At 71.3% G+C, this 23,287-nt stretch carries 17 protein-coding genes; 6 read left to right on the top strand and 11 right to left on the bottom strand.

The annotated features are described in order from the left end of the window. Positions 1-73: 73 nt before the first annotated feature. From ABTX18_RS29780 to ABTX18_RS29765, 4 genes are all read left to right on the top strand, one after another. The gene (locus ABTX18_RS29780) at positions 74-2,125 is read left to right on the top strand and encodes a beta-galactosidase (RefSeq protein WP_352125888.1); all 2,052 of its coding nucleotides are present in this window, start codon (positions 74-76) and stop codon (positions 2,123-2,125) included. A 119-nt stretch (positions 2,126-2,244) separates the two neighbouring features. Next, positions 2,245-3,270 carry a LacI family DNA-binding transcriptional regulator gene (locus ABTX18_RS29775; protein ID WP_352126063.1) on the top strand — a complete coding sequence of 342 codons (1,026 nt, stop codon included), beginning with the start codon at positions 2,245-2,247 and terminating at the stop codon, positions 3,268-3,270. Between the two features lie 94 nt (positions 3,271-3,364). Further along, a complete protein-coding gene (locus ABTX18_RS29770) occupies positions 3,365-4,405 on the top strand; it encodes a LacI family DNA-binding transcriptional regulator (protein WP_352125887.1) in 1,041 nt (346 codons plus the stop codon). Positions 4,406-4,618: 213 nt separating this feature from the next. Then, complete coding sequence (locus ABTX18_RS29765; RefSeq protein ID WP_352125886.1) at positions 4,619-6,196, top strand: RICIN domain-containing protein; 1,578 nt, start codon at positions 4,619-4,621, stop codon at positions 6,194-6,196. A gap of 150 nt (positions 6,197-6,346) precedes the next feature. Here ABTX18_RS29765 and ABTX18_RS29760 read toward each other — a convergent pair whose 3' ends face one another. From ABTX18_RS29760 to ABTX18_RS29720, 9 genes are all read right to left on the bottom strand, one after another. After that, on the bottom strand, positions 6,347-8,152 hold the full coding sequence (locus tag ABTX18_RS29760) for an RICIN domain-containing protein (protein WP_352125885.1): 1,806 nt from the start codon (positions 8,150-8,152) through the stop codon (positions 6,347-6,349). 49 nt (positions 8,153-8,201) lie between these two features. Beyond that, entirely contained in the window at positions 8,202-10,331 is a 2,130-nt protein-coding gene (locus ABTX18_RS29755) for a beta-galactosidase (protein WP_352125884.1), read from the bottom strand. A gap of 54 nt (positions 10,332-10,385) precedes the next feature. Next, positions 10,386-11,351, bottom strand: a complete 966-nt coding sequence (locus ABTX18_RS29750; protein WP_503061237.1) for a carbohydrate ABC transporter permease — start codon at positions 11,349-11,351, stop codon at positions 10,386-10,388. Positions 11,352-11,353: 2 nt separating this feature from the next. Further along, positions 11,354-12,313 (bottom strand): carbohydrate ABC transporter permease, encoded by a 960-nt coding sequence (locus ABTX18_RS29745; RefSeq protein WP_503061233.1) that lies wholly within the window; start codon positions 12,311-12,313, stop codon positions 11,354-11,356. 2 nt (positions 12,314-12,315) lie between these two features. Beyond that, positions 12,316-13,707, bottom strand: a complete 1,392-nt coding sequence (locus ABTX18_RS29740) for an ABC transporter substrate-binding protein (protein ID WP_352125882.1) — start codon at positions 13,705-13,707, stop codon at positions 12,316-12,318. A 346-nt stretch (positions 13,708-14,053) separates the two neighbouring features. Next, on the bottom strand, positions 14,054-15,178 hold the full coding sequence (locus ABTX18_RS29735; RefSeq protein ID WP_352125881.1) for a LacI family DNA-binding transcriptional regulator: 1,125 nt from the start codon (positions 15,176-15,178) through the stop codon (positions 14,054-14,056). 298 nt (positions 15,179-15,476) lie between these two features. Beyond that, positions 15,477-16,838, bottom strand: coding sequence for a carbohydrate-binding protein (locus tag ABTX18_RS29730; RefSeq protein WP_352125880.1), 1,362 nt, complete (start codon positions 16,836-16,838; stop codon positions 15,477-15,479). Positions 16,839-17,029: 191 nt separating this feature from the next. After that, entirely contained in the window at positions 17,030-17,764 is a 735-nt protein-coding gene (locus ABTX18_RS29725; RefSeq protein ID WP_503061236.1) for an SDR family NAD(P)-dependent oxidoreductase, read from the bottom strand. A 304-nt stretch (positions 17,765-18,068) separates the two neighbouring features. After that, positions 18,069-18,248, bottom strand: a complete 180-nt coding sequence (locus tag ABTX18_RS29720) for a hypothetical protein (RefSeq protein ID WP_352125878.1) — start codon at positions 18,246-18,248, stop codon at positions 18,069-18,071. Between the two features lie 190 nt (positions 18,249-18,438). Here ABTX18_RS29720 and ABTX18_RS29715 point away from each other — a divergent pair, with 190 nt between their 5' ends. Beyond that, a complete protein-coding gene (locus tag ABTX18_RS29715) occupies positions 18,439-19,149 on the top strand; it encodes a hypothetical protein (protein WP_352125877.1) in 711 nt (236 codons plus the stop codon). A gap of 19 nt (positions 19,150-19,168) precedes the next feature. Here ABTX18_RS29715 and ABTX18_RS29710 read toward each other — a convergent pair whose 3' ends face one another. Continuing rightward, positions 19,169-20,698: a glycoside hydrolase family 43 protein gene (locus ABTX18_RS29710; protein ID WP_352125876.1), complete on the bottom strand. Its 1,530-nt coding sequence runs from the start codon at positions 20,696-20,698 to the stop codon at positions 19,169-19,171. Between the two features lie 193 nt (positions 20,699-20,891). Next, positions 20,892-21,107, bottom strand: coding sequence for a hypothetical protein (locus ABTX18_RS29705; RefSeq protein WP_352125875.1), 216 nt, complete (start codon positions 21,105-21,107; stop codon positions 20,892-20,894). A gap of 635 nt (positions 21,108-21,742) precedes the next feature. On the opposite strand from ABTX18_RS29705, the gene ABTX18_RS29700 reads away from it, so the two are divergent. Beyond that, positions 21,743-23,149, top strand: a complete 1,407-nt coding sequence (locus ABTX18_RS29700; RefSeq protein ID WP_503061232.1) for a lipase family protein — start codon at positions 21,743-21,745, stop codon at positions 23,147-23,149. Positions 23,150-23,287 lie beyond the last annotated feature (138 nt).

Below are 23,287 nucleotides of genomic sequence, written 5' to 3'. Positions count from 1 at the left end.
GCCCGGAACGACGGTCCGGGCCTCGCCGCCACGCCGCAGACCGCACCACCCGAAGCATCCGAAAGGAAACCCGATGCCTTCCACTCCCGCACACCGCTGGCTGCGCCTTCCTGCCGACGGCCGGGCCGCGCGTTTCGCCTACGGCGCCGACTACAACCCGGAGCAATGGCCACGCGAGGTGTGGAAGGAAGACGTCCGGCTCATGCGCGAGGCGGGGGTGAGCATCGTCTCCCTGGCCATCTTCTCCTGGGCGCGCATCCAGCCGGACGAGGACACCTGGGACTTCGGCTGGCTCGACGAGGTGATGGACCTGCTGCACAGCTCCGGCATCGCCGTCGACCTGGCCACGGCCACCGCCTCCCCGCCGCCGTGGCTCGCCCACCGCCACCCCGAGATCCTGCCGGTGACCCGGACGGGCGAGACCGTCTGGCCCGGTGCCCGCCAGCACTGGCGTCCCACCTCCCCGGTCTTCCGCCGCCACGCCCTGCGCCTGACGGAGACCATCGCCGCCCGCTACGCGGACCATCCGGCACTCGCCGCCTGGCACGTCTCCAACGAACTGGGCTGCCACAACATCTACGACTACTCGGAGGACGCCGCCGCGGCCTTCCGCGACTGGCTGCGCAGCCGGTACGGCACCCTGGCCGCGCTCAACCATGCCTGGGGCACCGCCTTCTGGTCCCAGATCTACTCCGACTGGCAGCAGATCCTGCCGCCCCGCCTCGCCGCGGCCCACCCCAACCCCACCCAGCAACTCGACTTCAAACGCTTCTCCTCGGACGTCCTCAAGGACCATCTGCGCGCCGAGGGCGACGTGCTGCGCAGGCTGACCCCCGATGTCCCCGTGACCACCAACTTCATGGTCATGGACGGCATCAAGGGCATGGACTACGCGAGCTGGGCGGACGAGGTCGACTTCGTCTCCAACGACCACTACCGCACGACGGGCCCGCGCAGCCTGGACGAACTGTCCTTCTCGGCCGGCCTCACCAGCGGCATCGCCGGCGGAAGGCCCTGGTTCCTGATGGAGCACTCCACCAGCGCGGTGAACTGGCAGCCGGTCAACAAGGCCAAGCGCGAAGGCGAACTGGCCCGCGACTCACTGCTGCACGTCGCCCACGGAGCGGACGCCGTCTGCTTCTTCCAGTGGCGCCAGTCGGCGGCCGGTGCGGAGAAGTACCACTCCGCCATGGTTCCGCACGCCGGGTCCGACAGCGACATCTTCCGCGCGGTGACCGATCTCGGCCGCACGCTGGCGCAGCTCTCCCCGGCCGCCGGATCGCTCCGCCATCCCGCCCGTGCCGCGATCCTCTTCGACTGGGAGTCGTGGTGGGCCTGCGAGCAGGACTCGCATCCCTCCTCGGAGCTGCGCTACCGCCAGGAGGCACTCGACTGGTACTCCGCGTTCCTCGCCCTGGGCGTGCGCGTCGACGTCCTCACCACCCGCGCCGATTTCGAGGCGTACGACGTCGTCGTCGCACCGGTCCTGCATGTCGTGCCCCAGGATCTCGCGGACCGGCTCGCCGCCTACGTCGACGCCGGCGGCCACCTGGTGACCACCTACTTCTCCGGCATCGTCGACGAGAACGATCACATACGGCTCGGCGGTCACCCCGGCGCCCTGCGCGACCTGCTCGGTATCCGCGTCGACGAGTTCGCCCCGCTGTTCGAGGGGGAGCAGGTGACACTCGACGACGGCAGCACGGGCACCCTGTGGACCGACCGCATCACCGTCACCGAGCCGTCCGCGAGCGTCCTCGTCTCGTACGCGAGCGGGGAGCAGACCGGCCTCCCGGCCGTCACCCGGCGCACGGTGGCCGGTGGCGGCTCCGCGGCGTACGTCTCCACCCGGCTCGGGGCCGAGGGCCTGCCGCCCCTGCTCGGCCGCCTGCTGGAAGCGGCAGGCGTGACGAGCGAGCTGCCGCCGGCGGTCCGCGGGCAGGTGGAGCTGACGGTGCGCGCGGACGACGCCCACTTCTACTGGTTCCTGGTCAACCGCACCGACTCGCCCGTCGACCTGTCCTTCACCACCGGGCGGGTCCTCGGAGGAACGACGAGCGGCGAGGACCCGCTGGTCCTCGCCCCGCGCGGCGTCACCGTCATGATGCGGGACCGTACCGGGTGACGTACGCGAGCAGCGGGGACGAGACCGCCGGCTCGGCACGCCCTGGCGCGGACCCGGCCCCGGCCGGAACCGCCGGGACCCGGGACGGGAGGCGGGCGCGGCGCACACGCGGGCCGTCGATGGCGGACGTCGCCGAAGCCGCCGGAGTCTCGGCCCAGACGGTCTCCCGGGTCGCCAACGGCTCCACCGGGGTGGTGGAGTCCACCCGGCAGCAAGTGCTCGCCGCGATGCGACGACTCGGCTACCGCCCCAACAGCGCGGCCCGCGCCCTCAAACGAGGCGAGTTCCGCACGCTCGGCGTCATCCTGTCCAACCTCTCCACCATCGGAAACATGCGCACCTTGGAGGCGGTCGTCTCCTCGGCGGCGCTGGCGGGTTACGCGACCACGCTGATGCCGGTCAGCGTCCCCACCCAGGACGCGGTCCAGGGGGCCTTCACCCGGCTCGACGAGCTGACCGTGGACGGCGTCGTCATCATCATGGAGGTGCATCTGCTGGACACCGCGACCGTGGCGCTGCCGCCGCACGCGCCCGTGGTCGTGGTGGACTCCCACGCCCACGACCGGTACACCGTGGTCGACTCGGACCAGGCCGGCGGCGCGGCGGCGGCCGTACGGCACCTGCTCGCCCTCGGGCACGAGACGGTCCGGCACGTCGCGGGACCCGAGGGCTCCTTCTCGGCCGAACGCCGGGTGGAGCGCTGGCGATCCGTGCTGGCGGAGGCGGGGCGCGCGGTGCCCGAGCCGTTGCGCGGCGACTGGACCGCGGAATCCGGCTACCGGGCGGGGCGGCGGATCGCCGCGGATCCGGACTGCACCGCGGTGTTCGTCGCCAACGACCAGATGGCCCTCGGCGTGCTGCGCGCCCTGCACGAGGCCGGCCGGCGGGTGCCGGACGACATCAGCGTGGTGGGCTTCGACGACATCCCCGAGGCGGCTTCGTTCATCCCGCCCCTCACCACCGTCCGCCAGGACTTCGCCGGGGTCGGCCAACGCGGTGTCGAGGACCTGCTCCGCCAGATCCGTAACGAGAAGCCGGCCAGGAGCACCACGCTCGTACCCACCCGGCTGATCGTCCGGCGGAGCACCGCCCCGCCTCCGGGTCCCCGTGACAACAGCACGGACGGGAGGGGCCGCATCGTGTGAGAAGCCTTGACGCCCCAGGGGTGACTGCGTAGAAATGACCGCGCGGTCATACGCTTGAAGTGACGGTATCCAACCCTGCGCTCTGGAGACACACATGAACCGAGGGACGGTGCGGGGCGGCGCCGCCGCCCTGCCCCGCAGCGAGGACGTGGCGCTGCTGGCGGGCGTCTCCCGCAAGACGGTGTCCAGGGTGTTCAACGACGAGCCGTACGTCTCCGCGGAGGTCCGCCAACGCGTCCTCGGCGCCGCGGAGAAGCTCGGCTACCGGCGGAACAACGCCGCGCGGGCCCTCGCCTCCGGGCGTACGCGTTCCATCGGCGTGGTGACCCTCGGAACCGCCGGGTACGGCCCCGCCTCGCTGCTGGTGAGCCTCGAACGGGCCGTCCGGGACGCCGGATACGCACTGAGGGTGATCAACACCCTGGAAGGCGACCCGGGCGGCATCGCCGGAGCCGTGACGTCACTCCTCGAACAGGGCGTGGACGGCATCGCCATCTCCGAACCGGTGGACGAGGGGGAGGTCTCCGTCAACGTCGACGTGCCCGTCCTCTTCCTGGGCGCGCCCCCGGTGTTCACCGCTCCGAAGGTGGTGGCCGCGAGCGTCGGCTCCGACATCCTGGCGCAGGCGGCCACCGATCACCTGCTCGGCCTGGGCCACGACACCGTCCATCACCTCGCCGGACCCCAGCGGTGGTACGCGGCCAGGGACCGCCTGCAGGGCTGGCGGACGGCTCTGGAGCAGCGGGGCAGGGTGGCGCCTCCCGTGGTCCAGGGCGACTGGTCGGCCGCCTCCGGATACGCGGCAGGGCGCGAGCTGGCCGGCGACCCGAGCGTGACAGCGGTGTTCGCGGCCGGCGACGACATGGCCATCGGCCTGATCCACGCCCTGGTGGAGGCAGGCAGACGCGTGCCGGACGACATCAGTGTGGTCGGCTTCGACGACAACCCGGTGTTCGCCTATGTGAGCCCGCCCCTGACCACCGTCCGCCAGCCGTTCGACGCCGCGGTACGCGAAGGCCTCAGCCGCCTGATCCACGCGATAGAAAAGCCCGGATCCGAACCCCCGGCCGCCACTGCCCCGCCGGTCGAACTCGTCATCCGTTCCTCGACCGGGCCCCCGCCCGCTCGCCACTGACCGATACGCCCGTACGCACACTCTGGGCGGCCGCCACGGCCCTCGCCGACGTCCGCCCGTTCCGAGAGAAGACGCATTGCTCCCGCACGGGCTCGCCACCCGGTGCGCCGAACTCCTGCCGCTCACGCAGACCCTGATCCGGAAGCAGAAGCGGCAGGTGCTCAACGCGAAGCACTGCTTCGCAGTCAGATCCCCCTCAACAGAGGAATCCTCATGTCCAGTATACCCATAGCCACCAGGCCACCCGCGGCCCGGCGTTCCCGCGCCGTCACCGTGGCCGCTCTGGTCTTCGCCCTGATCGCCTCGTACGTCACGCTCGTCTCCGCCGCCGGCGGCGCCGGCGCCGTCACGCGGGGACAGCAGGTCATGTACACGCCGCCGTCCAACGCGCCGGCGCCCGGCGCCCTCTACGCCCACGGACTGCAGCTGAAGCACAGCGGCGCGGCGAACGGGCAGGTCCTGGCGACGTTCGAGCAGTACACCAACGGCACGCCAGTGTTCCCGATCTTCCGCAGCACCGACGGCGGCGCCACCTTCAGCCACCTCTCCGACGTCCGGGACACGCAGAACGGCTGGGGCCTGCGCTGGCAGCCGCACCTCTTCGAACTCCCCGTGGCAGTCGGCGGATTCCCCGCGGGCACGCTCCTCATCGCGGGCGACTCCATCCCGGGCGACCTGCACGCAAGCAAGATCGACATGTACGCCAGCACCGACCACGGCGTGACCTGGCGGTTCGTCAGCAACATCGCCACCGGCGGGCCTGCCTACTCGGTCAACGGCTACACCCCCGTCTGGGAACCGTTCTTCCTGATGAACGGCTCACGACTCGTCGTGTACTACTCCGACCAGCGTGACCTCGCGCACGGCCAGAAGGTCGTGCACCAGGTCAGCACGAACGGGGTCAACTGGGGCCCCGTCGTCGACGATGTCGCGCAGCCGAACTACGGCGACCGCCCGGGCATGCCGACCGTCGTGCGGCTGCCCAACGGCAACTACGTCATGACGTACGAGTACGGAGGGGCCCGCGAGGGCAACTTCACGACCTACTACAAGATCGCGGCCAACCCCGAGGGATTCGGCTCGGTGGCCGGCATTCCGCTGCGGACCACCGACGGGATCGTGCCGTGCTGCACCCCGTACATCGAGTGGTCGCCGGCCGGCGGCCCGAACGGCACGCTGATCGTCACCTCACTCAGTTCCGATCAGCTGTTCCTGAACACGCAGAACGGCGCCGCCAACACATGGACGCACGTCTCGTCCCTCATGGGCGGGGGCTACAGCCGTGGCCTCGTCCCGCTGTCCGACGGGCACAGCGTGCTGGTGCTGAGCGGCGGAGGAAACGGCAGCGGCCTCAACAACGTCTGGTACAGCACGGTCGACCTGGGCGGTGGGGGAGGTGGCGCCGAAACGGCCGTGCGGGCGACGAACGCCAACCGCTGTCTGGACGTGCCGGACCGGGCCACGGCCAACGGCTCCCTGCTCGACATCTGGGACTGCAACGGCGGCACGAACCAGCAATGGAGCTACACCTCGTCGACCGGGGAACTCCGGGTCTACGGCAACAAGTGTCTCGACGTACCGAAACACGCCACGACCCCGGGCACCAGGGTCGACATCTGGGACTGCAACGGAGGCCCCAACCAGCAGTGGACTCTCAACCCCGACGGCACGATCGTCGGAAGGGAGTCGGGTCTGTGCCTGGACGTGGCCGAGAACGGGACGGCGAACGGAACCGCGGTCGACATCTGGACCTGCAACGGCGGCAGCAACCAGAAGTGGACCCGGCAGTAGTGCCGGCACTCCTTCACCCGCACGCCTGACCCACCGCGGCGGGTGAAGGAGGGGAGGGCCGGGACCACGCCACACGGACGTGGCGCGCCTCGGCCCTCCCCGCGCCTCGGCCCTCCCCGCGCCTCGGCCCTCCCCGTACGGGCACGAGGGCTAAGGGACGAGCTTCCATTCCTGGGAACCGTCCGTGGCCGCGTACTGCAGAGTGAGCGGAGCGCCGTTGGACGCGCCGGTCAGATAGAGGCTGGTGTCGCTGACCGACTGCAGTTTGTAGAACCCGTTGGTGGTCGGGACGAGATTCCAGCTGCCTCGGGGGCTGTTGTCGACCCACTGGCCGATCCGCTGGCCGGCCGTGGCGTAGCCGGTCCAGATGGCCGCCGCACGGCCGCCGGACTTGTTCAGCAGGGTGACGCCCCCGTTCGGCTCGTTCGTCACGTGCCAGTACTGGGTGTCACGGTTCGCGGCGGAGCCGGGGGACTCGAGGACGACGTCGGGGACGTCCTGGTTGCCGATGTTCGCGTCGTTGGTCCTGCCGCCGGTGCCGATCACCTGGCTGGTCCTGCGGTTCGCGAGCTGGTAGTACGCGCCGTCCGAGCGGCCGAGATCGGTCTCGGCGTAGGCGAGCGTCGAGGTGCCCTGGTTGTTGAGGATCGCGATCCGGCCCGTTCCGGCGACGTACTGCAGATTTCGGCTGTAGCCGGCCTGCGAGGTCGTCTGATACTCCTTCCACGTGCCGTCACTGCGTCCGCTCTCGTTGACCCAGACGTTGCCGCTGCCGCCGGCGTTGTAGACCAGACGGCCGTCGGGAAGCCTGATGATCACCGGGCTGCCACCGGTCGCGAGGGGGCGGGAGCCGGCGTCGAGCGGCAAGGACGTGACGCTCTCGCCGGTGGGGGAGCCGCGGAAGAACTCGAGGGGGCTGTCGGCGATCCGGTACCGGGTGTTGGACCCGCCGCCCCAGTACTCGTAAGGGAGCATCCACTTGCCGTCCGTGGTCGGGACCACGTTGGCCATGCCCGGGCGGCCCCAGCCGATCTCCTTCTTTCCGCCGCCCATGTCCTGGCTGAGCCCCGCGAGGTCGACGACGGGGGCGCTCCACTGCGCGCCGACGCCGTCCCACGTCTTGTGGGCGAGGATCTGGCCGTGCGAGTCCGGGGCCGTGGCGTTGGCCGGGTCGAGCGTGGGCACTCCGGTCGACGGGTCGAAGCCGAGGTAGTCGTTCTCGTCGGAGTAGTAGCAGACGAGCCGGCCGTTGTGGACCATCAGGTACGGCTCCCAGACGGGATCCACCTGGCGGAAGGTGTTGGCGCGCGCGACGTTCTGCCCGAGGGCGCCCGCGCTGCCGCCCTGCCAGCCGCCGGTCGCGATGACGTTGACGACGTTCCATGTCACGCCCTGGTCGGTGCTGGAGTACAGGGCGATCGCCAGGTCCTGGCGGTCTCCGTCGTTGGACGGCGTCCAGTTCGGGTCGGCCGCCTTGTGCTCCCTGTAGAACTGGTCGTCGCCCGACACGACACTCGCGAGGAGCAGCGTGCCCTGCTTCAGGTTCCCGACGTCCTGCGGGAGCGTGTACAGGTACGGGTTGGTCCAGTTGCTCGTGTACTTCGCGTACCGCGGGTCGTTCGAGAGGTAGGCCGGGGCCTTGACCTCCGAGAGCGGCTGCCAGGTCGTGCCCCGGTCGTCGCTCTTGTAGACGGGAAGAGTCTGCCGGTCGGCGCTGCCCGTCTGCGGAACGACGGTGGACTTCTCGAACGAGGCGACCAGACGGCCGCTCGCCAGCTGAGCGGACTTCGGGTAGACCGCGCAGTTCCCCCTGCCCTTCAGGCAGGCCTCGTTGCCGAGCTGGTAGAGGATCCCGCCGGTGGGCGCGTACGCCTCGGCACTGGTCAGAGGTATCGCCAGCAGTGCGAACGCGGCGGTGACGCTTCCGACGGCTTGCCCGAGCCTTGTCCTTCTCATGATCTCTCCTCCGGGATGAGCATGTGTGGTGCGGGCCGGTTCAATGGGGTCAGCGCGAGACGAGCACCCGCACGTCCCAGGCGCCGAGTTCCAGTGCGCCGCCTGTGGGGAGGGACGTGCCGTTCAGTACGTCGACGAGGTCGGTGGGGGCCTGCACGCGGGCCGGCTCCCAACTCCAGTTGTGGACCACGTGGACACGGCGGCCGTCGGGGGAGACGCCCGTCGTCGCGGTGACGGACGCCGGAAGGTCCTGCCATCCGCTGCGGGGGGCGGGGGCCGCCCAGGTGGCCAGCGCCCTGGCGAGGTCGCGGCCGGGAACGGTACCGACATAGGTGACGCGGCCCGCGCCGTGGAGACGCGTGGTGACGGCGGGCCAGCGGCCGAAGTGCGGGTGGTCGTACTCGGCGAGCACCTCCGCGTCGTCGACGGCGAGACCGTCGGCCCAGCGGGTCGCCGTGGCGGTGGGTGGCAGCTTCAGCGGACTGCCGGGGCCGGCGCGCAGGGGGACGGGCTGCCGCAGGTTGCTGAATTCGTCGTACGAGACGCCCGCGGCCTCGGTGAGCCGGCCGGGCGCCCGTTCGTGCCGGGCACGGGCCTCGTGGTCGGCGTAGCCGGTGCGCGGGCCGAGGACCAGATGGCCGCCCGCGTGGGCGTAGGCGGCCAGCCAGTCGAGCGTCGCGTCGTCGGCGATGTACAGCGCCGGGACGACCAGGACGGGGTGGCGTCGCACGGCCTCCTCCGGCGCCATGCCCTCCCGCTCGCCGCGCGGATCGTGCAGCTGCCGGGCGTGGACGATGCGCACCTGGCGCCCCGATTCGAAGGCGCCGCGGTAGAACGGGTCGAAGATCCGGTGGTAGGCGGCCGGGTCGGGGTCGCCCTCGGGGGTCGACAGCGGCGGGTACTTCTGCATGAGCCACTTGCTGGGCGTCGAGTACACCATCGTGATGTCCGCGTCCGGTTCGAGACCGGCGACGAGCGCGCCCGCCTTTTCGAACTCCCCGCCCAGCCGGGCGAGTTCGGTGTACGTACGGCCGGGCTGCCCGGTGTGGGGCAGGATGCCGCCCCAGTACGTCTCCGCGCCGAAGTGCAGCGTGTGCCAGTGCCAGTACTCGATCATGCGGGCCCCACGGGCGACGAGCGCCCAGGCGGCCTGACGCCACTGCCCGTCGTAGGCGGGGCGGTTGTCCCACGGAAAGCCGATCGAGCCGGCGTTCGTCTCTGTGACCAGGAACGGTTCCTGGCGGGAGGAGTACATCCAGTCCGCGGTCTGCTGGAGTGCCCACACACCGGTGGTCTTCCAGATCTGCTCGTGGTCCTCCGGCGCGGGGTCGGGGAGCAGCAGGCCGTCCTGCATGTCGTAGTACGGATTGCCGGTCGCGATGTCGAGGCGGTCGGTCAGCTCGTCGTCCTCCACCGCGGGGCGGGTGTAGGAGATGCAGGTGGTGACGAACTGCTCGGGGTGGGCGTACTCACGGACGAGGTCGGCCTGCCAGCCGATGAACTCGGTGACCTGGCGGGCCTGGAAGTCCCGCCAGGCGACGTCGTACTGCGGCTGGGCGTTCCCGTCCGGCGTCCACAGGTCGGCCCAGGTGGCCAGGCGGTGCGACCAGTAGACGAGCCCCCACTCGCGGTTCAGGGTCTCCACGTCCCCGTACTTCTCACGCAGGTGGTCGGTGAAGCGCTGGAAGACCCCGTGGTTGTGGAGGAGTTCCAGACCCGGCTCGTTGTCGACCTGGAAGCCGATGACCGCCGGATGGTCCGCGTACCGTGCGGTGATCCGGCGGATGACCCGCTCGGCGTGGAAGCGGAAGGCGGGATGGGTGAAGTCCACCTCCTGCCGGGCGCCCCAGCCGATGCGCTCACCGCTGCGGCGTTCGCCCGTGATCTCCGGGTACTGCCGGGCCAGCCACGGCGGTACGGCGTACGTCGGGGTGCCGAGGATGACGGAGATGCCGCGCTCATGGGCGCCGTCCAGTACGGGCTGGAGCCAGTCGAGGTCGAAGCGCCCGTTCTCCGGTTCCCAGGTCGACCACACCGACTCGCCGACCCGGATGACGGTGACATGCGCCTCCGTCATCAGGTCGAGGTCGGTCTTGAGGCGCTCGGTGGGTTGTTCGTAGGGCTGGTACTCGTAGTAGTAAGCGGCGCCGAAAAGGACGCGGGCAGGCAGAGCCGCCATGAAGGAGACCTCCGGGAACAGGGGGAGTTGACAAGACGTGGGCGGGCCCGCGGGTTACTGCTTGACGCCGCCGGTGGCCAGGCCGCTCTGCCAGTAGCGCTGGAGCATGAGGAAGGCCACGACGAGCGGCAGGACCGAGATCAGGGAACCGGTCACGACCAGGGCGATCATGTCGCTGCCGGCGCCCGCCCCGCCGTTCTGGGCCTGGGCCGCCCAGGAGGACAGGCCGACCGTGATCGGATACAGATCCGGGTCGTTGAGCATGATCAGGGGCAGGAAGTAGTTGTTCCAGGTCGCCACGAGGGTGAACAGCAGCACCGTCACGAGGCCGGGCCCGAGCAGCCGCAGCCCGATCCGGAAGAAGATCCGGGCCTCGCCGGCACCGTCGATGCGGGCGGCCTCCAGGAAGCTGTCGGGGATGGCGTCCTCGGCGTAGACCCGCATGAGGTACAGGCCGAAGGGGTTCACCAGCGAGGGCAGGATGATCGCCCAGGGGGTGTTCACCAGACCCATCTCGGCGAACAGGAGATAGGTGGGGATCGCCAGGGCGGTGGTGGGGACCATGACCGCGCCGAGGACCAGGTTGAAGGCGGCCCGGTCGCCCCGGAAGCGGAACTTGGCGAATCCGTACCCGCCGGCCGCGGCGATCAGCGCGGCCCCCACGGAGCTGACGACGGCGTACACCAGGGTGTTGAGCAGCCAGTGGGTGAAGACCCCGCCGTCCTGGGCGAAGGTGTTCTTGATGTTCGTCAGCAGCTGCGGGGCCTCGGAGAACCACAGGCCGAAGCTGTTGAACAGGTCCTGGCTGCTCTTGGTGGAGGCGACCAGCAGCCAGAAGAGCGGCAGCAGGAAGTACGCCAGGACCGCCAGCATGGCGATGGTGAGCGGGGTGCTGCGGCGCTTGTTGGCCCGGCGCCGCTTCGGCCGCCGGGAGGGGACCGCATCCGTCGTCGGAGGGACCGGGCCCGCCGGGGACGAGGACGTCCCCGGATCGTACGAGGCGAAGGCTTCGCGGGAGATTGTCACGGGGTCCGCCTGCGGTTCGCGGTGAGCAGGATGGCGTAGGAGGCGATCACGATGACCAGACCCAGGAGGAACGACACGGTGGCCGCGTAGTTGACCTGCTGGCCGGTGAAGGCGAGGGAGTAGGCGTAGAGGTTCGCGGTGTAGGAGCTGTCGATGACGTCGGGGGCGACGCGCATCAGCAGGTTGGGCTCGTTGAACAGCTGGAAGCTGCCGATGACCGAGAACAGCAGGGTGAGTTGGAGCGCGGGTCTCAGCGCGGGGAGCTTGACGGACCAGGCGATCCGCCAGGGGCCGGCCCCGTCCATCGCCGCCGCCTCGTACAGCTCCGGCGGGATGGTGCGCAGGGCGGCGTACAGGATGATCATGTTGTAACCGACGAACTCCCAGGTCACGATGTTCGCCAGGCTTCCGAGCATCCAGCTCTCGCTCAGGAAGTGCGGGGCCGGCCAGTCCAGTTTTTCGCTGAGCTGGGCGAACGGCCCGAAGTCGGGGCCGTACAGATAGCCCCACATCAGGGCCGCGACGACGCTCGGCACGGCGTAGGGCACGAAAATGCCGAGCCGGATGACGCGTGCCAGCCGCAGCAGCCCGCTGTCCAGCGCGAGGGCGAAGAGCAGCGCCAGCACCAGCATGAGGGGGACCTGGATGACGAAGAACAGCGCGACGCGGCCGATGCCGTGGAGGAACTGGGAGTCCCCCAGGGCCTTCACGTAGTTGTCGAGCCCGACGAACGAGGTTCCGCCGACCAGGCGTTCATGGAAGAGGCTGAGGTAGGCGGCGTAGCCGAGCGGAGCGAGGAACAGCAGGACGAACAGGACCATGAACGGTGCGACGAACACCGGTCCGGCCGTGCGCCGGCGGTTGACCGTCCCCGGCCGGCGCCGGGTGCCGCCCCGGCGCCGGCCCCGGGACGAGGCGGTGGTGGTGGCCGTGGTGGTGGCCATGGTGGGGGCCATTTTCAGTTCCCCTTGACCGTGAAGCCCTGGTTCTTGGCGTACGTGGTGAGGCGTGACTGCCACGTGCCGAGGGCGCGTTCGGTGCCGCTCCGGTTGGCGAGGGACTTGCCGACCGTCTCGGTCCAGTCCGTCGCGGCCTGGTCCAGGAACGGCGGCCACTGGAAGGAGGAGGCGACCGTCGTGCTGATGTCGGCGAAGACCTCGTTGACCTTCTGGCCGCCGTAGAAGGAGGGGGTGTCGCCCGTGAAGCCCGGATCGGCGAGCAGCGCCTTGGTCGCGGGGAAGAACGACTGGGTCTCGGCGAACATCTTCGCGCTGGCCGGGTCGCTGTTGAGGAACTGCGCGAACCGGGCCGCCGCGATCGCGTTCTTCGTCGAGCGAATCACCGCGGTCGTCGAGCCGCCCCAGTTCCCCGAGGACGGCTTCGAGGCGTCCCACTGCGGCAGCGGGGCCGCCCGCCACTTGCCCGCCGTGGCCTTGGCCGAACCGGAGAGGAAGACGGGCCCCCAGGCCGCGGTGATCCAGGTCGCGTACTTGCCCTTGTTGAGCGCCGCGTACCAGGCGTCGGTGAAGTCCGGTTCGGTGCCGATGACACCCTCCTGAGCCAGCCCGCCCCAGTACGCGCCCAGCTTGCGGGAAACGGCGTCGTCGACGCTGATGGTGAGATCGCTCTTGCCGGAGGTGGCGTACGGCTTGGCGCCCGCCTGCCACAGCAGTCCGTGCCACGCCGCGGCCTCGTTGGCTGCGAGGTTGGTCAGACGGACATCCGGTGCGGCCTTGCGGAGTTTGCGCGCGGCGGCGGCGAACTCCTCCCACGTCCTGGGGACGTCGATGCCGTGCTCGTCGAAGATGTCCTTGCGGTACAGCATGCCCATCGGACCGCTGTCCTGGGGGATCGCCCAGACCTCGCCGTTGGTGCCGCTGACCTGCCCCCAGGTCCAGTCGACGAACGTGTCCTTGAGCGCGGACGCGCCGTACGGACGCAGGTCCAGCAGGCTGTCCGTGATCGTGAAGGTGGGGATCGCCTGGTACTCCATCTGCACCAGGTCGGGGGCGCCGCTGCCGGCCTTCAGCGCGGTCCGCAGCTTGGTGTAGTGGGCCACGCCCTGACCGGCGTTGACGACCTTGACCTTGATGGCCGGGTACCGCTTCTCGAAGAGCGCGACCTCCTTCTGGATGTCCGGGACCCACGTCCAGAACGTCAGCTCCGTCGGCGTCTTCATCGCCTTGTCGAGCTCGGCCGTGCTGACCGGCTTTCCGGAGGACGAGGAGGCCGAGGAGCCACCGCCGCCGCAGGCGGTGAGGGCGGCGCCGAGCGACAGGGCTCCTGTCGTGGTGAGGAACAAGCGGCGGTTCAGAGCGGAGGGGCTGGGTGTGAACACTGATCTGGGCATGGCTGACTCCCGCCGAGGCGAAGTGACGGCACGCCGGGCGAGGGCGTGCGGGGATGAGTGAGGAGAGGAAGGACACGGACGCGGCCATGGGGCGCGCATGCCGACGCACGAGGGCGCGGCGGCATGGCCGTGGCGGCGTGGAACCCTGAGGGACAGCGCGGCCGGAAGGCGGTGGTGCGGGTCGGGCGGCGGGGTGCCGGAAGGCGGCCGGGGGCTCCTGGTTCTCAGGGGCTGCGACCGGGCCGTGCCGGGACGTGGGGCCCGGCGCGTCAGGGCGCGCGGGTCACGTCCACGGCATCCGCCGACCCGGCCACCGCTCGGAGGCGAGGCGGGTGCACGTCCTCCCTCAGGAGGGACGGGCGGTGCCGGCTGCCGGGGAGGGCAGGACGGTGTAGTGCGAGGTGGAGCCGGGATCTTCCGGGTCCGGCGGTGGCGCGGTCGAGGCCCGGATGACGAGATCGACCGGTGGGTCGCTCAACGGCAAGGGTTCCTCCTCGGGGCTTTCGATGGCGTGGACCAGGCGCTTGAGCCCTTCCTGCGCCACGGACTCGAACGGCTGCCGCACGGTGGTGAGAGGCGGGCTGATGTAGGCGGCGACGGGGATGTCGTCGAAGCCGATGACGCTGATGTCCTGCGGCACGCGCCGGCCGGACTCGGCCAGTGCGCGGATCAGGCCGATGGCCATGTCGTCGTTGGCCGCGAAGACGGCGGTGAGGTCGCCGTCCTCGGCCAGCCGGCGTCCGGCGCGGTACCCCGACGCCGCGGACCAGTCGCCCTGGACCACCGGAGGGACGGTCCTGCCCTGCGCACGCAGGGTGGCCTGCCACCCCTCCAGCCGGTCCCGGGCCGCGTACCACCGCTGCGGGCCGGCCAGGTGGTGCACCGTCTCATGGCCCAGGTCCAGGAGGTGTTGAGTGGCCCGGCAGGCCATGAGGTCCGCGCGGCCTCCGGCGGTGAGCACCGTGGGAGCGGTGAAGGTCGGCGGCGCACCGAGGACCAGCACCGGGACGTCGACACGGAGGGCCGTGCCGCCCCCGTGCCCCTCGTCGCCCTCGTCGATCGGCTCGGAGATGACGATCCCGTCCACCCCCTGGTCGAGGAGCGAGTCCACGGCGCCGGCGATGCCGGACGGGTCGCCCTCCATCGTGTTCACCACGCGGAGCGCGTAGCCCATGTCCCTGACGACCCGCTCCACCCCCATGAGGAGCGAGGCGGGCCCGTACAGAGCGGTGCCGAGTGTCACCACGCCGATCGAACGGGTCCGCCCCGAAACGAGCGCCCGGGCGGCGTTGTTGCGCCGGTAGCCGAGCTGTTCGGCGGCGGCGAGTACCCGTTGGCGCACATCGGCGGAGACGTACGGCTCGTCGTTGAACACCCGGGACACCGTCTTCTGCGAGACCCCGGCCAACCGGGCCACATCTACGCTACGAGGCGCGGCGGGGCTCGGTCCCCGTCCCGTTCCACGCGTCATGGTGTCCTCCTGTGATGCCGTACATGAGCGAACCGGTGGCGCGGGCGCCGTCGGTGTGACTACGTAGTCACACCGTGCTCCGCTGTGAGGTGCTGGTCGCTATGTCTACGCAGTCATAAGGTGGCCGTCAAGAGTTTGGAACAGATCCGTCATGTGAAAGCCGTTGTTTCCCACGGTTGTTCGGCCGGTCGGTCATGCAGGGCCCGCCGTACGCGCAAGGCCCCCGTACGCCCATGGGGCGAGCCCGGACCGACTGGCCCGGGCTCGCCCCACACGGTCGTATACCGTCATCGGACCGTCAGGCGCGCTCCCACAGCGCCGGCGCGTCCGTCGGGCGCGACGCCCCCTGTGCCTGGTGCGTCTGGACGCAGTGGTAGGTGACGCCGTCGTACGTGACCTCGTCGCCGGTCCGGTAGACGTGCCCCGGCGCCCAGGAGCCCTGGTCCGTCTCCGCGCCGGGCGTGGTGCCGTCCTGTGCGGTGGTCTTCAGGACGAGCTCGTACTTCTCCAGGAGCGGATTAATGGGCTGGTAGTACGTCGTGCCGCCGCTGGTGCAGTCTCCCGAGCCGCCCGAGGTGACGCCCTGCGCCTGGCTCCCGGAGATGAATGAGCCGCCCGAGTCGCCGGGCTCGGCGCACACCGTCGTCCTGGTCACCCCGTTGACGGTGCCCTGCGGATACGTGACGGAGGTGTCGTGCTGCTCGATCTCGCCGCAGTGCCAGCCGGTCGTCGAGCCGGAACGGCAGACGGCGGCGCCGACCATGGCCTGGGTGGAACCCGCCACCTGAACGTTCTCCCCGGCCGCGCCCCTGACCTGCGGCGTCGCGGTCCAGTCGGTCCCGGTCTTCACCCAGGCGGTGTCCTGGCCCGGGAAGGTGGACGCCTGGAAAGTGCCCTGGGCGACCATGTTGTAGCCGGTGGTCGTCGCACCGGCCTGGCCGCAGTGCCCCGCGGTGGCGAATCCCTGCTCCTCGCCCTTGGTGACGGAGAACCCGACGGAACAGCGTCCACTCCCGATGTAGAACGCGTCGCCGCCGACGATGTCGTACAGGGCGCGGGGGCGCTCCGGTGAGAGCGCGACGTTCACGAGTGCCCGGTCCACCCCGGCGGCTTTGACGAGAGCTTCCGCCGCGCTGCTCGCGGAAGCCTGGACGGTCACGCGGTTCCTGCGGATGTCGACGTACCGCACCGGCGTGTCGAGTGCCCTGGTGCCGGTGGCGGCACGGTCCAGCTTCGCCGCGGCGTCACGCAGCTCGGCGAGGCCGAACCGCACGACCTCGGCATCGGCTCCCGCGGCCTCGATCGCGGGGGCGTCTGCGGCCTCGGTGGTGGCCACCGTCAGATGGGCGGAGTCGTCACCGCGCACCCATGCGCCGGCGAAGGTCTTGCCCAGAGCGAGCTGGAGATGACCGGCGCGCGCACCGGCGTCCGCCTCATTGCTCAGCCGCCGCTGCGCCTGCTGGGGCGTCAGACGCAGGTCCCGCTCCAGGGCCCTCAGCAACGCGGGCGACGGCTCGTCGCCGCCGCGCGCGCCGGCTGCGGGGCCGCCGGGCGGCGTCCCGTGCCCGGCGGCGACCGCGGCGGGCGTTCCTGTCAGCAGCAGGGCCGCCGTGGCCAGGGTCAGGGCGGCGTGAGCGGCTCCGGCACTTCTGTGGGCCATCGTGTTCCTCGATTCCTCAGGGAGAACGTGTGAACCGCAGACATTGCCGAAATCAGGCAAATGATGCTTATGCGCTCCGCGTTCGGCGCGATGGCAGACATGGGAACCACCGGGCGGCCTAAGCCGGGCGGCACATGGGGGTGGTCCGGCGACGGCGCGCCTCGGCGGCGAGCCTGTGGCCGAGCGGGCCCCTACGCGCGCAGGGCGTCCGAGACGGACTTGACGCCGCCGTGGGCAGTGAGCCCGCCGTCGACAGGAATCTCCGCGCCCGTGACGAACGACGATTCGTCCGACAGCAGGAAGACCACGACCGGAACGACCTCGTCGACCGTCCCGGTCCGGCCCAGCGGCGTCTCGCGGATGTTGGCCGCACGGAACGCGGGAGCGGCGGAGGCGGTCATCTCGGTCTCGATGTAGCCCGGGTGGATCGTGTTGACGCGGATACCGCGCGGCCCGAGTTCCAGCGACGCGGTCTTCGACAGCCCCCTCAGCGCCCACTTGCTCGTGGTGTAGGCGACCGGGTAGTGGGCGGTGAGCCCCGCCGATGAGCCGACGTTCACGATGGAGGAGCCGGGCGGCATGAGCGGGGCGAGCTGCTGGATGCCGAGCAGGGGGCCGATGACGTTGACCGCGTGGACGCGCGCCATGTCCTCGGCCCGCACCTCCCCGACGCGGGCGCGCCAGGTGATGCCGGCGTTGTTGACCAGCCCGTGAACCTGCCCGTACCGCTCCCGGAGCTCCCCGGCCAGCGCGGCCCAGTCCGCCTCACTGGTGACGTCGAGCCGGCGGCAGCCGGGTGCGTCGGCGACATCGGTGGCGATGACGCGGGCCCCTTCTCGGACGAGCGCCGCCACCTCGGCGGCACCCTGACCGCGGGCCGCACCGGTGACGACGACGACCTTGCCCACGAGCCTCTTGGACTGCACGTCGTTCACGGTCGCTCCTGGCCGGCGGGGCGGTGGGAGAGAACGCGGACCCGTGTGCCGGGGAACGGGACCGGGGGAGCGGCGAGGGCGAAGGGTCCGGCGGAGAGCGTGGAAGCGGCCTCGGGTTTCACGACATGTCCTCCTGATTGCGGTGTGACCAATCTGGACCCGGCACGTGTGATCGGGGAAATCGATTCTGTGGATGGATGGCATTCGCGGGGTCGATCCACGCTCGGGGGCGGCCCGGACGAACGCCGGCGACCGTCCGATTCGGGCGACCGTCCTCGACGGCGCACTCCCGCCGTCAGTGATCCGGCGATACTCCCCGGCGTCGCAGGGCGTAGAGGTCCCAGGAGTCGGGGTCGCCGATGAAGACGAAGAGCTTCGGATGCTCAGAACTCCCGTACACCTCCCAGGTGCGAGAGCCGCCGACGGTCCAGCAGTAGCAGCCTTCGGGCGACCAGGGACGGGGGAGCGGCATCATGCCGCACAGGGACACCAGGGCGCCGAGGACTGCTAGACCGCCGCCACGATCAGGAGGACGGCCCCCAAAGCGTTCGGACGGCGGACCGGACGGCGGACCGCCCATACGGGACGGCCCCGGACCGACCGGCGACGGGGGCGGGCTCGCGGGGCCGGGCATGCCTGTGGGTGGGCGAGGCTAGGCTGAGCGGATGGACGAACGAGGTGCGGGGGCACAGCCGGTGGCACTGCCCGCTTACGTGATCGAGGTCGGGGACGGTCCGCTGGACAGGCCGGCGCGGGACTCCGTCGGCGGATGGCCCTTCCTGGACGACGGGCAGGAGTGGCCCGCGTGCTTCTGCGGGGAGAAGCTGGCTCTGCTCTTCCAGCTCGACGTGCCCGCGGACCTGGGCCCCTTCGGCGGGGATCACCTGCTGGTATTCCATTGCCGTGCGCACAATGACGCGTCCGAGCCCGAGTACGCCGGTGGCCGGCTCGTACCCCGGTACTGGGACGCCCCACAATCGCCCTACCCGGGGCCCTTCTGGCGCATTCTGCTCCAACGGCAGGCGACACTTCCGGCCGCCGAGGCCGAACCGTCCGTGTGCGCACTGCCGTTGACGCTGCGGTCCTTCGCGGACACACCCAGCCCTCGTGGCATCGGAGCCCAGACCTTCAAGCTGGGTGGTACGCCGTCCTGGGCGCAGGATCCCGAATCCCACACCTGTGCGTGCGGTGCGGATCTGCAGTACCTCTGCCAGGTGCCCGAAGGCATGGACTTCGCGGTCCGGCCGGGGCTGCCGGAGCAGCCGTACAGCGTACGGGCCGACACCTACGGAATGTTCCTCGGCAACGAGGTCTATCTGATGGCGTGCCCTGCCCACTGCGACCCGGCGGCGGTCTGGCCGGTGAACCAGAACTGAGCGCGGCACGGCGCCGGCGTCACGCCCGGCGCAGGCCGAACCAGTCGAAGGCGGCGCCGCCCCGGGTCGCGTACATGCCGATGACCCGGCCGGTGAAGCCACCGGCGACCTCCGTGCTGAGGTAGCGGCCGTCGAGCGCCGACAGGATCTCGAAGTCGCCGTCGGCCGTCTCGTACCCCAGGTGCAGCGTGTCGGGGCCGCCCACGCGGAGGCCGGGCGGGGCCGTCGCCCCTGGGTCGGTGACCGACGGCGGCAGGACCACGGTGGTGGTGACGTCGATCCGCAGGGTCAGCGGGCCGGCAGGCGCCACGCGTTCGGCCACCGTGTGGCACAGCGGGCCGATCCTGGCGACGACGCGGACCAGGCCGGAGCCGTCCGTCTCCACCCGGTAGTGATGGGCCTCGTCGAGCCGTACGGCGAGCCCGCCCAGGCCGCCCCGGTCGACGTCGGCCCGGGCACGGGCCGTGCAGTCGGGGTCCTGCTGGCGGCGCCCCACGAAGACCGCGCCGGGCGTGTCGAGGCTGTCCGCGCCCGCGTGCAGCACCAGGTGCCCCGGTCGCTCGTCCAGGCGGACGGCCGCCGGGTCCTGCCGCCTCGGCGACACCCAGCACGGTGCGAGCGAGGGCGAGTCGAACTCGTCCCGCTCCGGCTCGTCCGGCCACGGATGCGGCGCCAGGGCGGGGGCCTCGGCCCGCAGGTCCACCGGGCCCGGCAGCGGCCACTCGTCCTCCCAGCGGACGGGCGCGAGGAACGTCTCCCGGCCGAGGCCGTGGTATTTCGGGGTGTCGCCGCGGGGCCGGGTGCCCAGCAGCACCATCCACCAGGTGTCGTCCTGCGCCTGTACGAGATCTCCGTGGCCGACGTTCTGCACGGGGTGGCCGGTACTGCGGTGGGACAGCACGGGGTTGTCCGGGTGCGGCTCGAACGGCCCCGGCAGGCTGCGCGCCCGCGCCACCGACATCGCGTGGCCGCGCTCGGTGCCGCCCTCCGACAGCAGCAGGTACCACCACGCGCCGATCCGGTACAGGTGCGGTCCCTCCGGGTACTGCAGCCCGCTGCCCGACCACAACGCCACCGGCTCGCCCAGCACTTCGCCCGTTGCGGGATCGATGCGCACCCCGTGGATGCCGCCGTCCGAGTACACGCACCAGCAGGTGCCGTCCTCGTCCCAGGCCAGATCGGGGTCGATGCCGGGTATGCCGACCGGAACCGGGTCCGACCAGGGCCCGGCCGGATCCTTCGCGGTCACCAGGAAGGTGCCCGCACCGTCGACCACCGTCGTGATCATCCAGAACCGGCCGTCGTGGTGCCGCAGGGTGGGCGCGTACACACCGCACGAGGCCGGGACCGAGGCGGGCAGCTCCAACTGCCCGGGGCGGTCCAGCGCGTGCCCGGTCAGCCGCCAGTTCACCAGGTCGCGGCTGTGCCACAGGGGCACCCCAGGCACGTACTCGAAGCTGGACGTCGCGACGTAGTAGTCGTCGCCCACCCGGCAGATGCTCGGGTCCGGACTGAAGCCGGGTATCACGGGATTGTCGAAGAGCGCCATGTCTGTCAGTCCCAGGGGTGGCCGGGTGGCGGGGGCGGCTGCCCGCCGCACCGCCACGATCATCGAAGCGCTTCGACGCTCGCATGGGGAGGACGCGCTGTCAACGGATCGCGGGCGAGTACGGACCCGGCCGGACTCGCCCGCCGGTCGGAAAGCGGCGCCGGGCGCAAGGATGGCGTTGAGTAGCCCCCGCTCAGTGGTCGCCCATGGCCACCAGTTCCAGTACCTCCTCCTCGTCCCTGGCCCGGGTGGGCAGCAGGAACGAGACCGCGAAGGTGGTGGCCAACAGGCCCAGGGTGATCCATGCGACGGTCTGGATCGGCGCCGTGAAGGACGCCTTGCCTGCCTCCTGGGCGGACTCGCCGAGCACCTTGCCGATCCGCCGGGCGTCCTGCGGGGCGGGCGCCACCGCGGCGACGCTCTTCTCCAGCGCCGCGCAGGCGGCGGGGGGTCGCCTTCTCGTCCTCGGACGTGGCGGGCTCTCGCAGGCAGTCGCGGAAGTCGGCGATCACCCGGTCCTGGCCGGCGGCGGAGACGTGCGCCGCGCCGAGTTCGTGGCGCACGGCGGGGGCCACGTCGTCGGCCGCGGGGTCCGAGGCGCCACCCAGGAGGCCGAAGAAGACCGTGCCGAGAACCGCGACGCCGATGGCGCTGCCCAGCTGCTGCGTGGCGCTCAGCAGACCGGAGGCGGAACCGACCTCGTGGTCGTCCACGCCGGCCAGAGCGAACAAGGAGGGTGGCGACGGATGAGCCGGCGAACCGCCGCGGAACTGCCCCCGCTGCCATGGGTCCGACCGGCCCGGAAGGCCCCGCAACGGCGGCCGCTCAGTAGACCTCGGCCTCGACGTGGTGGTGGCGGGCCTGGCCGCCCAGGCGGACGCCGCCTGAGGCGGCACGTCCGACCTGTCGGGGGCGTCCGCCGCGACCGGCCCGACGGCGATCACCCGACAGTTACCACAGCGTAACTTACCGGTGGGTTACCTTCGGTAAGGGGCGCTGCTAGCTTGCGTTCACCCACATTCCGAGCAGAGCGAGGAGTGAGCTGTGAGCCGCAAGAGCACCCGTTCGCCATCCACCTCCCCCACGGCGTCCCCCATGGTTTCCGCCGCCCGCGGACCCCGCGCCGGCGGCCTGCGCGCGGTGGCCGTCGCCGTGACCGCGGCGGCCTGCGTGGCCGCGTACGCCGCACCCGCTTCCGCCAGCGACGGGACGCAGCCCGTGGTGTCCCGCGGAGTCACCATCCCCGACTTCTACCACCCGCCGGCCGAACTGCCCGCCGCCAACGGCACGGTGATCCGGCATGAACCGCTGCCGCTCGGGCTGAGCCTGCCCGGCCTGGACGGCCGCCCGCTGCCGGGTACGGCGACGCGGCTGATGTATCGCTCCACCGACTCCGGCGGCCGGGCCGTCGCGGTGACCGGCGCCTACATCGAACCGCCCGCCGCCTGGCAGGGGTCCGGTCCACGCCCCCTGGTGGCACTGGCCTCCGGGACCATGGGCCAGGGCGACCAGTGCGCGCCCTCCATGACCCTCCAGCACCCGCTGACCCTGAACGGCGAGACCGTGTCCGTCGGGTACGAGATCCTGGCCGTCTACCGGCTGCTCTCCGCCGGCGTCGCCGTCGTGGTCACCGACTACGTCGGCCTCGGCACCACCGACCGGCTCCACACTTACGTCAACCGGCTCGACCAGGGCCACGCCCTGCTGGACGCGGCCCGCGCCGCGCACCAGCTGCCCGGCACCTCGCTCACGCCCGACTCGCGCACCGGTCTGTACGGCTACAGCCAGGGCGGCGGCGCCAGCGCGTCCGCGGCCGAACTCCAGCCGTCCTACGCGCCCGACGTCAAGCTCGCCGGCACCTACGCCGGTGCGCCGCCCGCCAACCTCACCGCCGTCATGAAGGGCATCGACGGCAGCGCCCTCGCCGGCGCCCTGGCCTGGTCGATCAACGGCTTCGCACAGTCCGACCCCGATCTGCGCGACGTCGTCGAGGCCAACGTCAACGACGCGGGCCGCGCCGCGCTGAAGGACGCCTCGACCATGTGCGTCGGCGACGCGATCTTCGGATACGGCTTCACCAAGAGCACCAAGTGGACCACCACCGGCAAGTCCCTCGGTGAGGTGATCGCAGCCGAGCCCGGGGCACAGGCCGCCCTCGACCGGCAGCGCATCGGCACGCTGAAGCCCGCAGGCCCGGTGCGCCTGGCCACCGGCGTGCAGGACGACATCGTGCCCCACGCCCAGGCGCGCCAACTGGCCGTGGACTGGTGCCGCAAGGGTGCCGACGTCACGTACGACGCCGTCGTTCTGCCGAACCTCGGCGACAAGCTCCTGACCAACCACCTGGTCCCATTGATCACCGACCAGGGCGACGCGATCTCCTGGATGACCGACCGCCTCTCGGGCAAGGGCACGTCGTCCAACTGCTGGACGATGCCGCTCCAGCCCTGACGCAGGGGGACTGCTCACCGAGTGACCGGAAACGGCGCGGGGGGGCGGCGGGGGGGGGGCGGGGGGGGCCCCCCCCCGGGGGGACACCCAGGGGGGGGTGTACGCCGGAGGGGGGGGGGGTGGGGTGGGGGGTGCGGG

It is taken from the genome of Streptomyces sp. NPDC096323 (genome assembly GCF_040302845.1).
Classification (GTDB): Bacteria; Actinomycetota; Actinomycetes; order Streptomycetales; family Streptomycetaceae; genus Streptomyces.
This window is presented reverse-complemented; position numbering and strand designations above follow the sequence as displayed.

Bases quoted from the DNA above. Each gene is read 5' to 3' on its own strand.
- ABTX18_RS29730 (WP_352125880.1), bottom strand. From the start codon at position 16,838: ATGGCCCACAGAAGTGCCGGAGCCGCTCACGCCGCCCTGACCCTGGCC.
- ABTX18_RS29745 (WP_503061233.1), bottom strand. From the start codon at position 12,313: ATGGCCCCCACCATGGCCACCACCACGGCCACCACCACCGCCTCGTCC.
- ABTX18_RS29740 (WP_352125882.1), bottom strand. From the start codon at position 13,707: ATGCCCAGATCAGTGTTCACACCCAGCCCCTCCGCTCTGAACCGCCGC.
- ABTX18_RS29765 (WP_352125886.1), top strand. From the start codon at position 4,619: ATGTCCAGTATACCCATAGCCACCAGGCCACCCGCGGCCCGGCGTTCC.
- ABTX18_RS29755 (WP_352125884.1), bottom strand. From the start codon at position 10,331: ATGGCGGCTCTGCCTGCCCGCGTCCTTTTCGGCGCCGCTTACTACTAC.
- ABTX18_RS29735 (WP_352125881.1), bottom strand. From the start codon at position 15,178: ATGACGCGTGGAACGGGACGGGGACCGAGCCCCGCCGCGCCTCGTAGC.
- ABTX18_RS29710 (WP_352125876.1), bottom strand. From the start codon at position 20,698: ATGGCGCTCTTCGACAATCCCGTGATACCCGGCTTCAGTCCGGACCCG.
- ABTX18_RS29720 (WP_352125878.1), bottom strand. From the start codon at position 18,248: ATGATGCCGCTCCCCCGTCCCTGGTCGCCCGAAGGCTGCTACTGCTGG.
- ABTX18_RS29715 (WP_352125877.1), top strand. From the start codon at position 18,439: ATGGACGAACGAGGTGCGGGGGCACAGCCGGTGGCACTGCCCGCTTAC.
- ABTX18_RS29760 (WP_352125885.1), bottom strand. From the start codon at position 8,152: ATGAGAAGGACAAGGCTCGGGCAAGCCGTCGGAAGCGTCACCGCCGCG.
- ABTX18_RS29770 (WP_352125887.1), top strand. From the start codon at position 3,365: ATGAACCGAGGGACGGTGCGGGGCGGCGCCGCCGCCCTGCCCCGCAGC.
- ABTX18_RS29780 (WP_352125888.1), top strand. From the start codon at position 74: ATGCCTTCCACTCCCGCACACCGCTGGCTGCGCCTTCCTGCCGACGGC.
- ABTX18_RS29775 (WP_352126063.1), top strand. From the start codon at position 2,245: ATGGCGGACGTCGCCGAAGCCGCCGGAGTCTCGGCCCAGACGGTCTCC.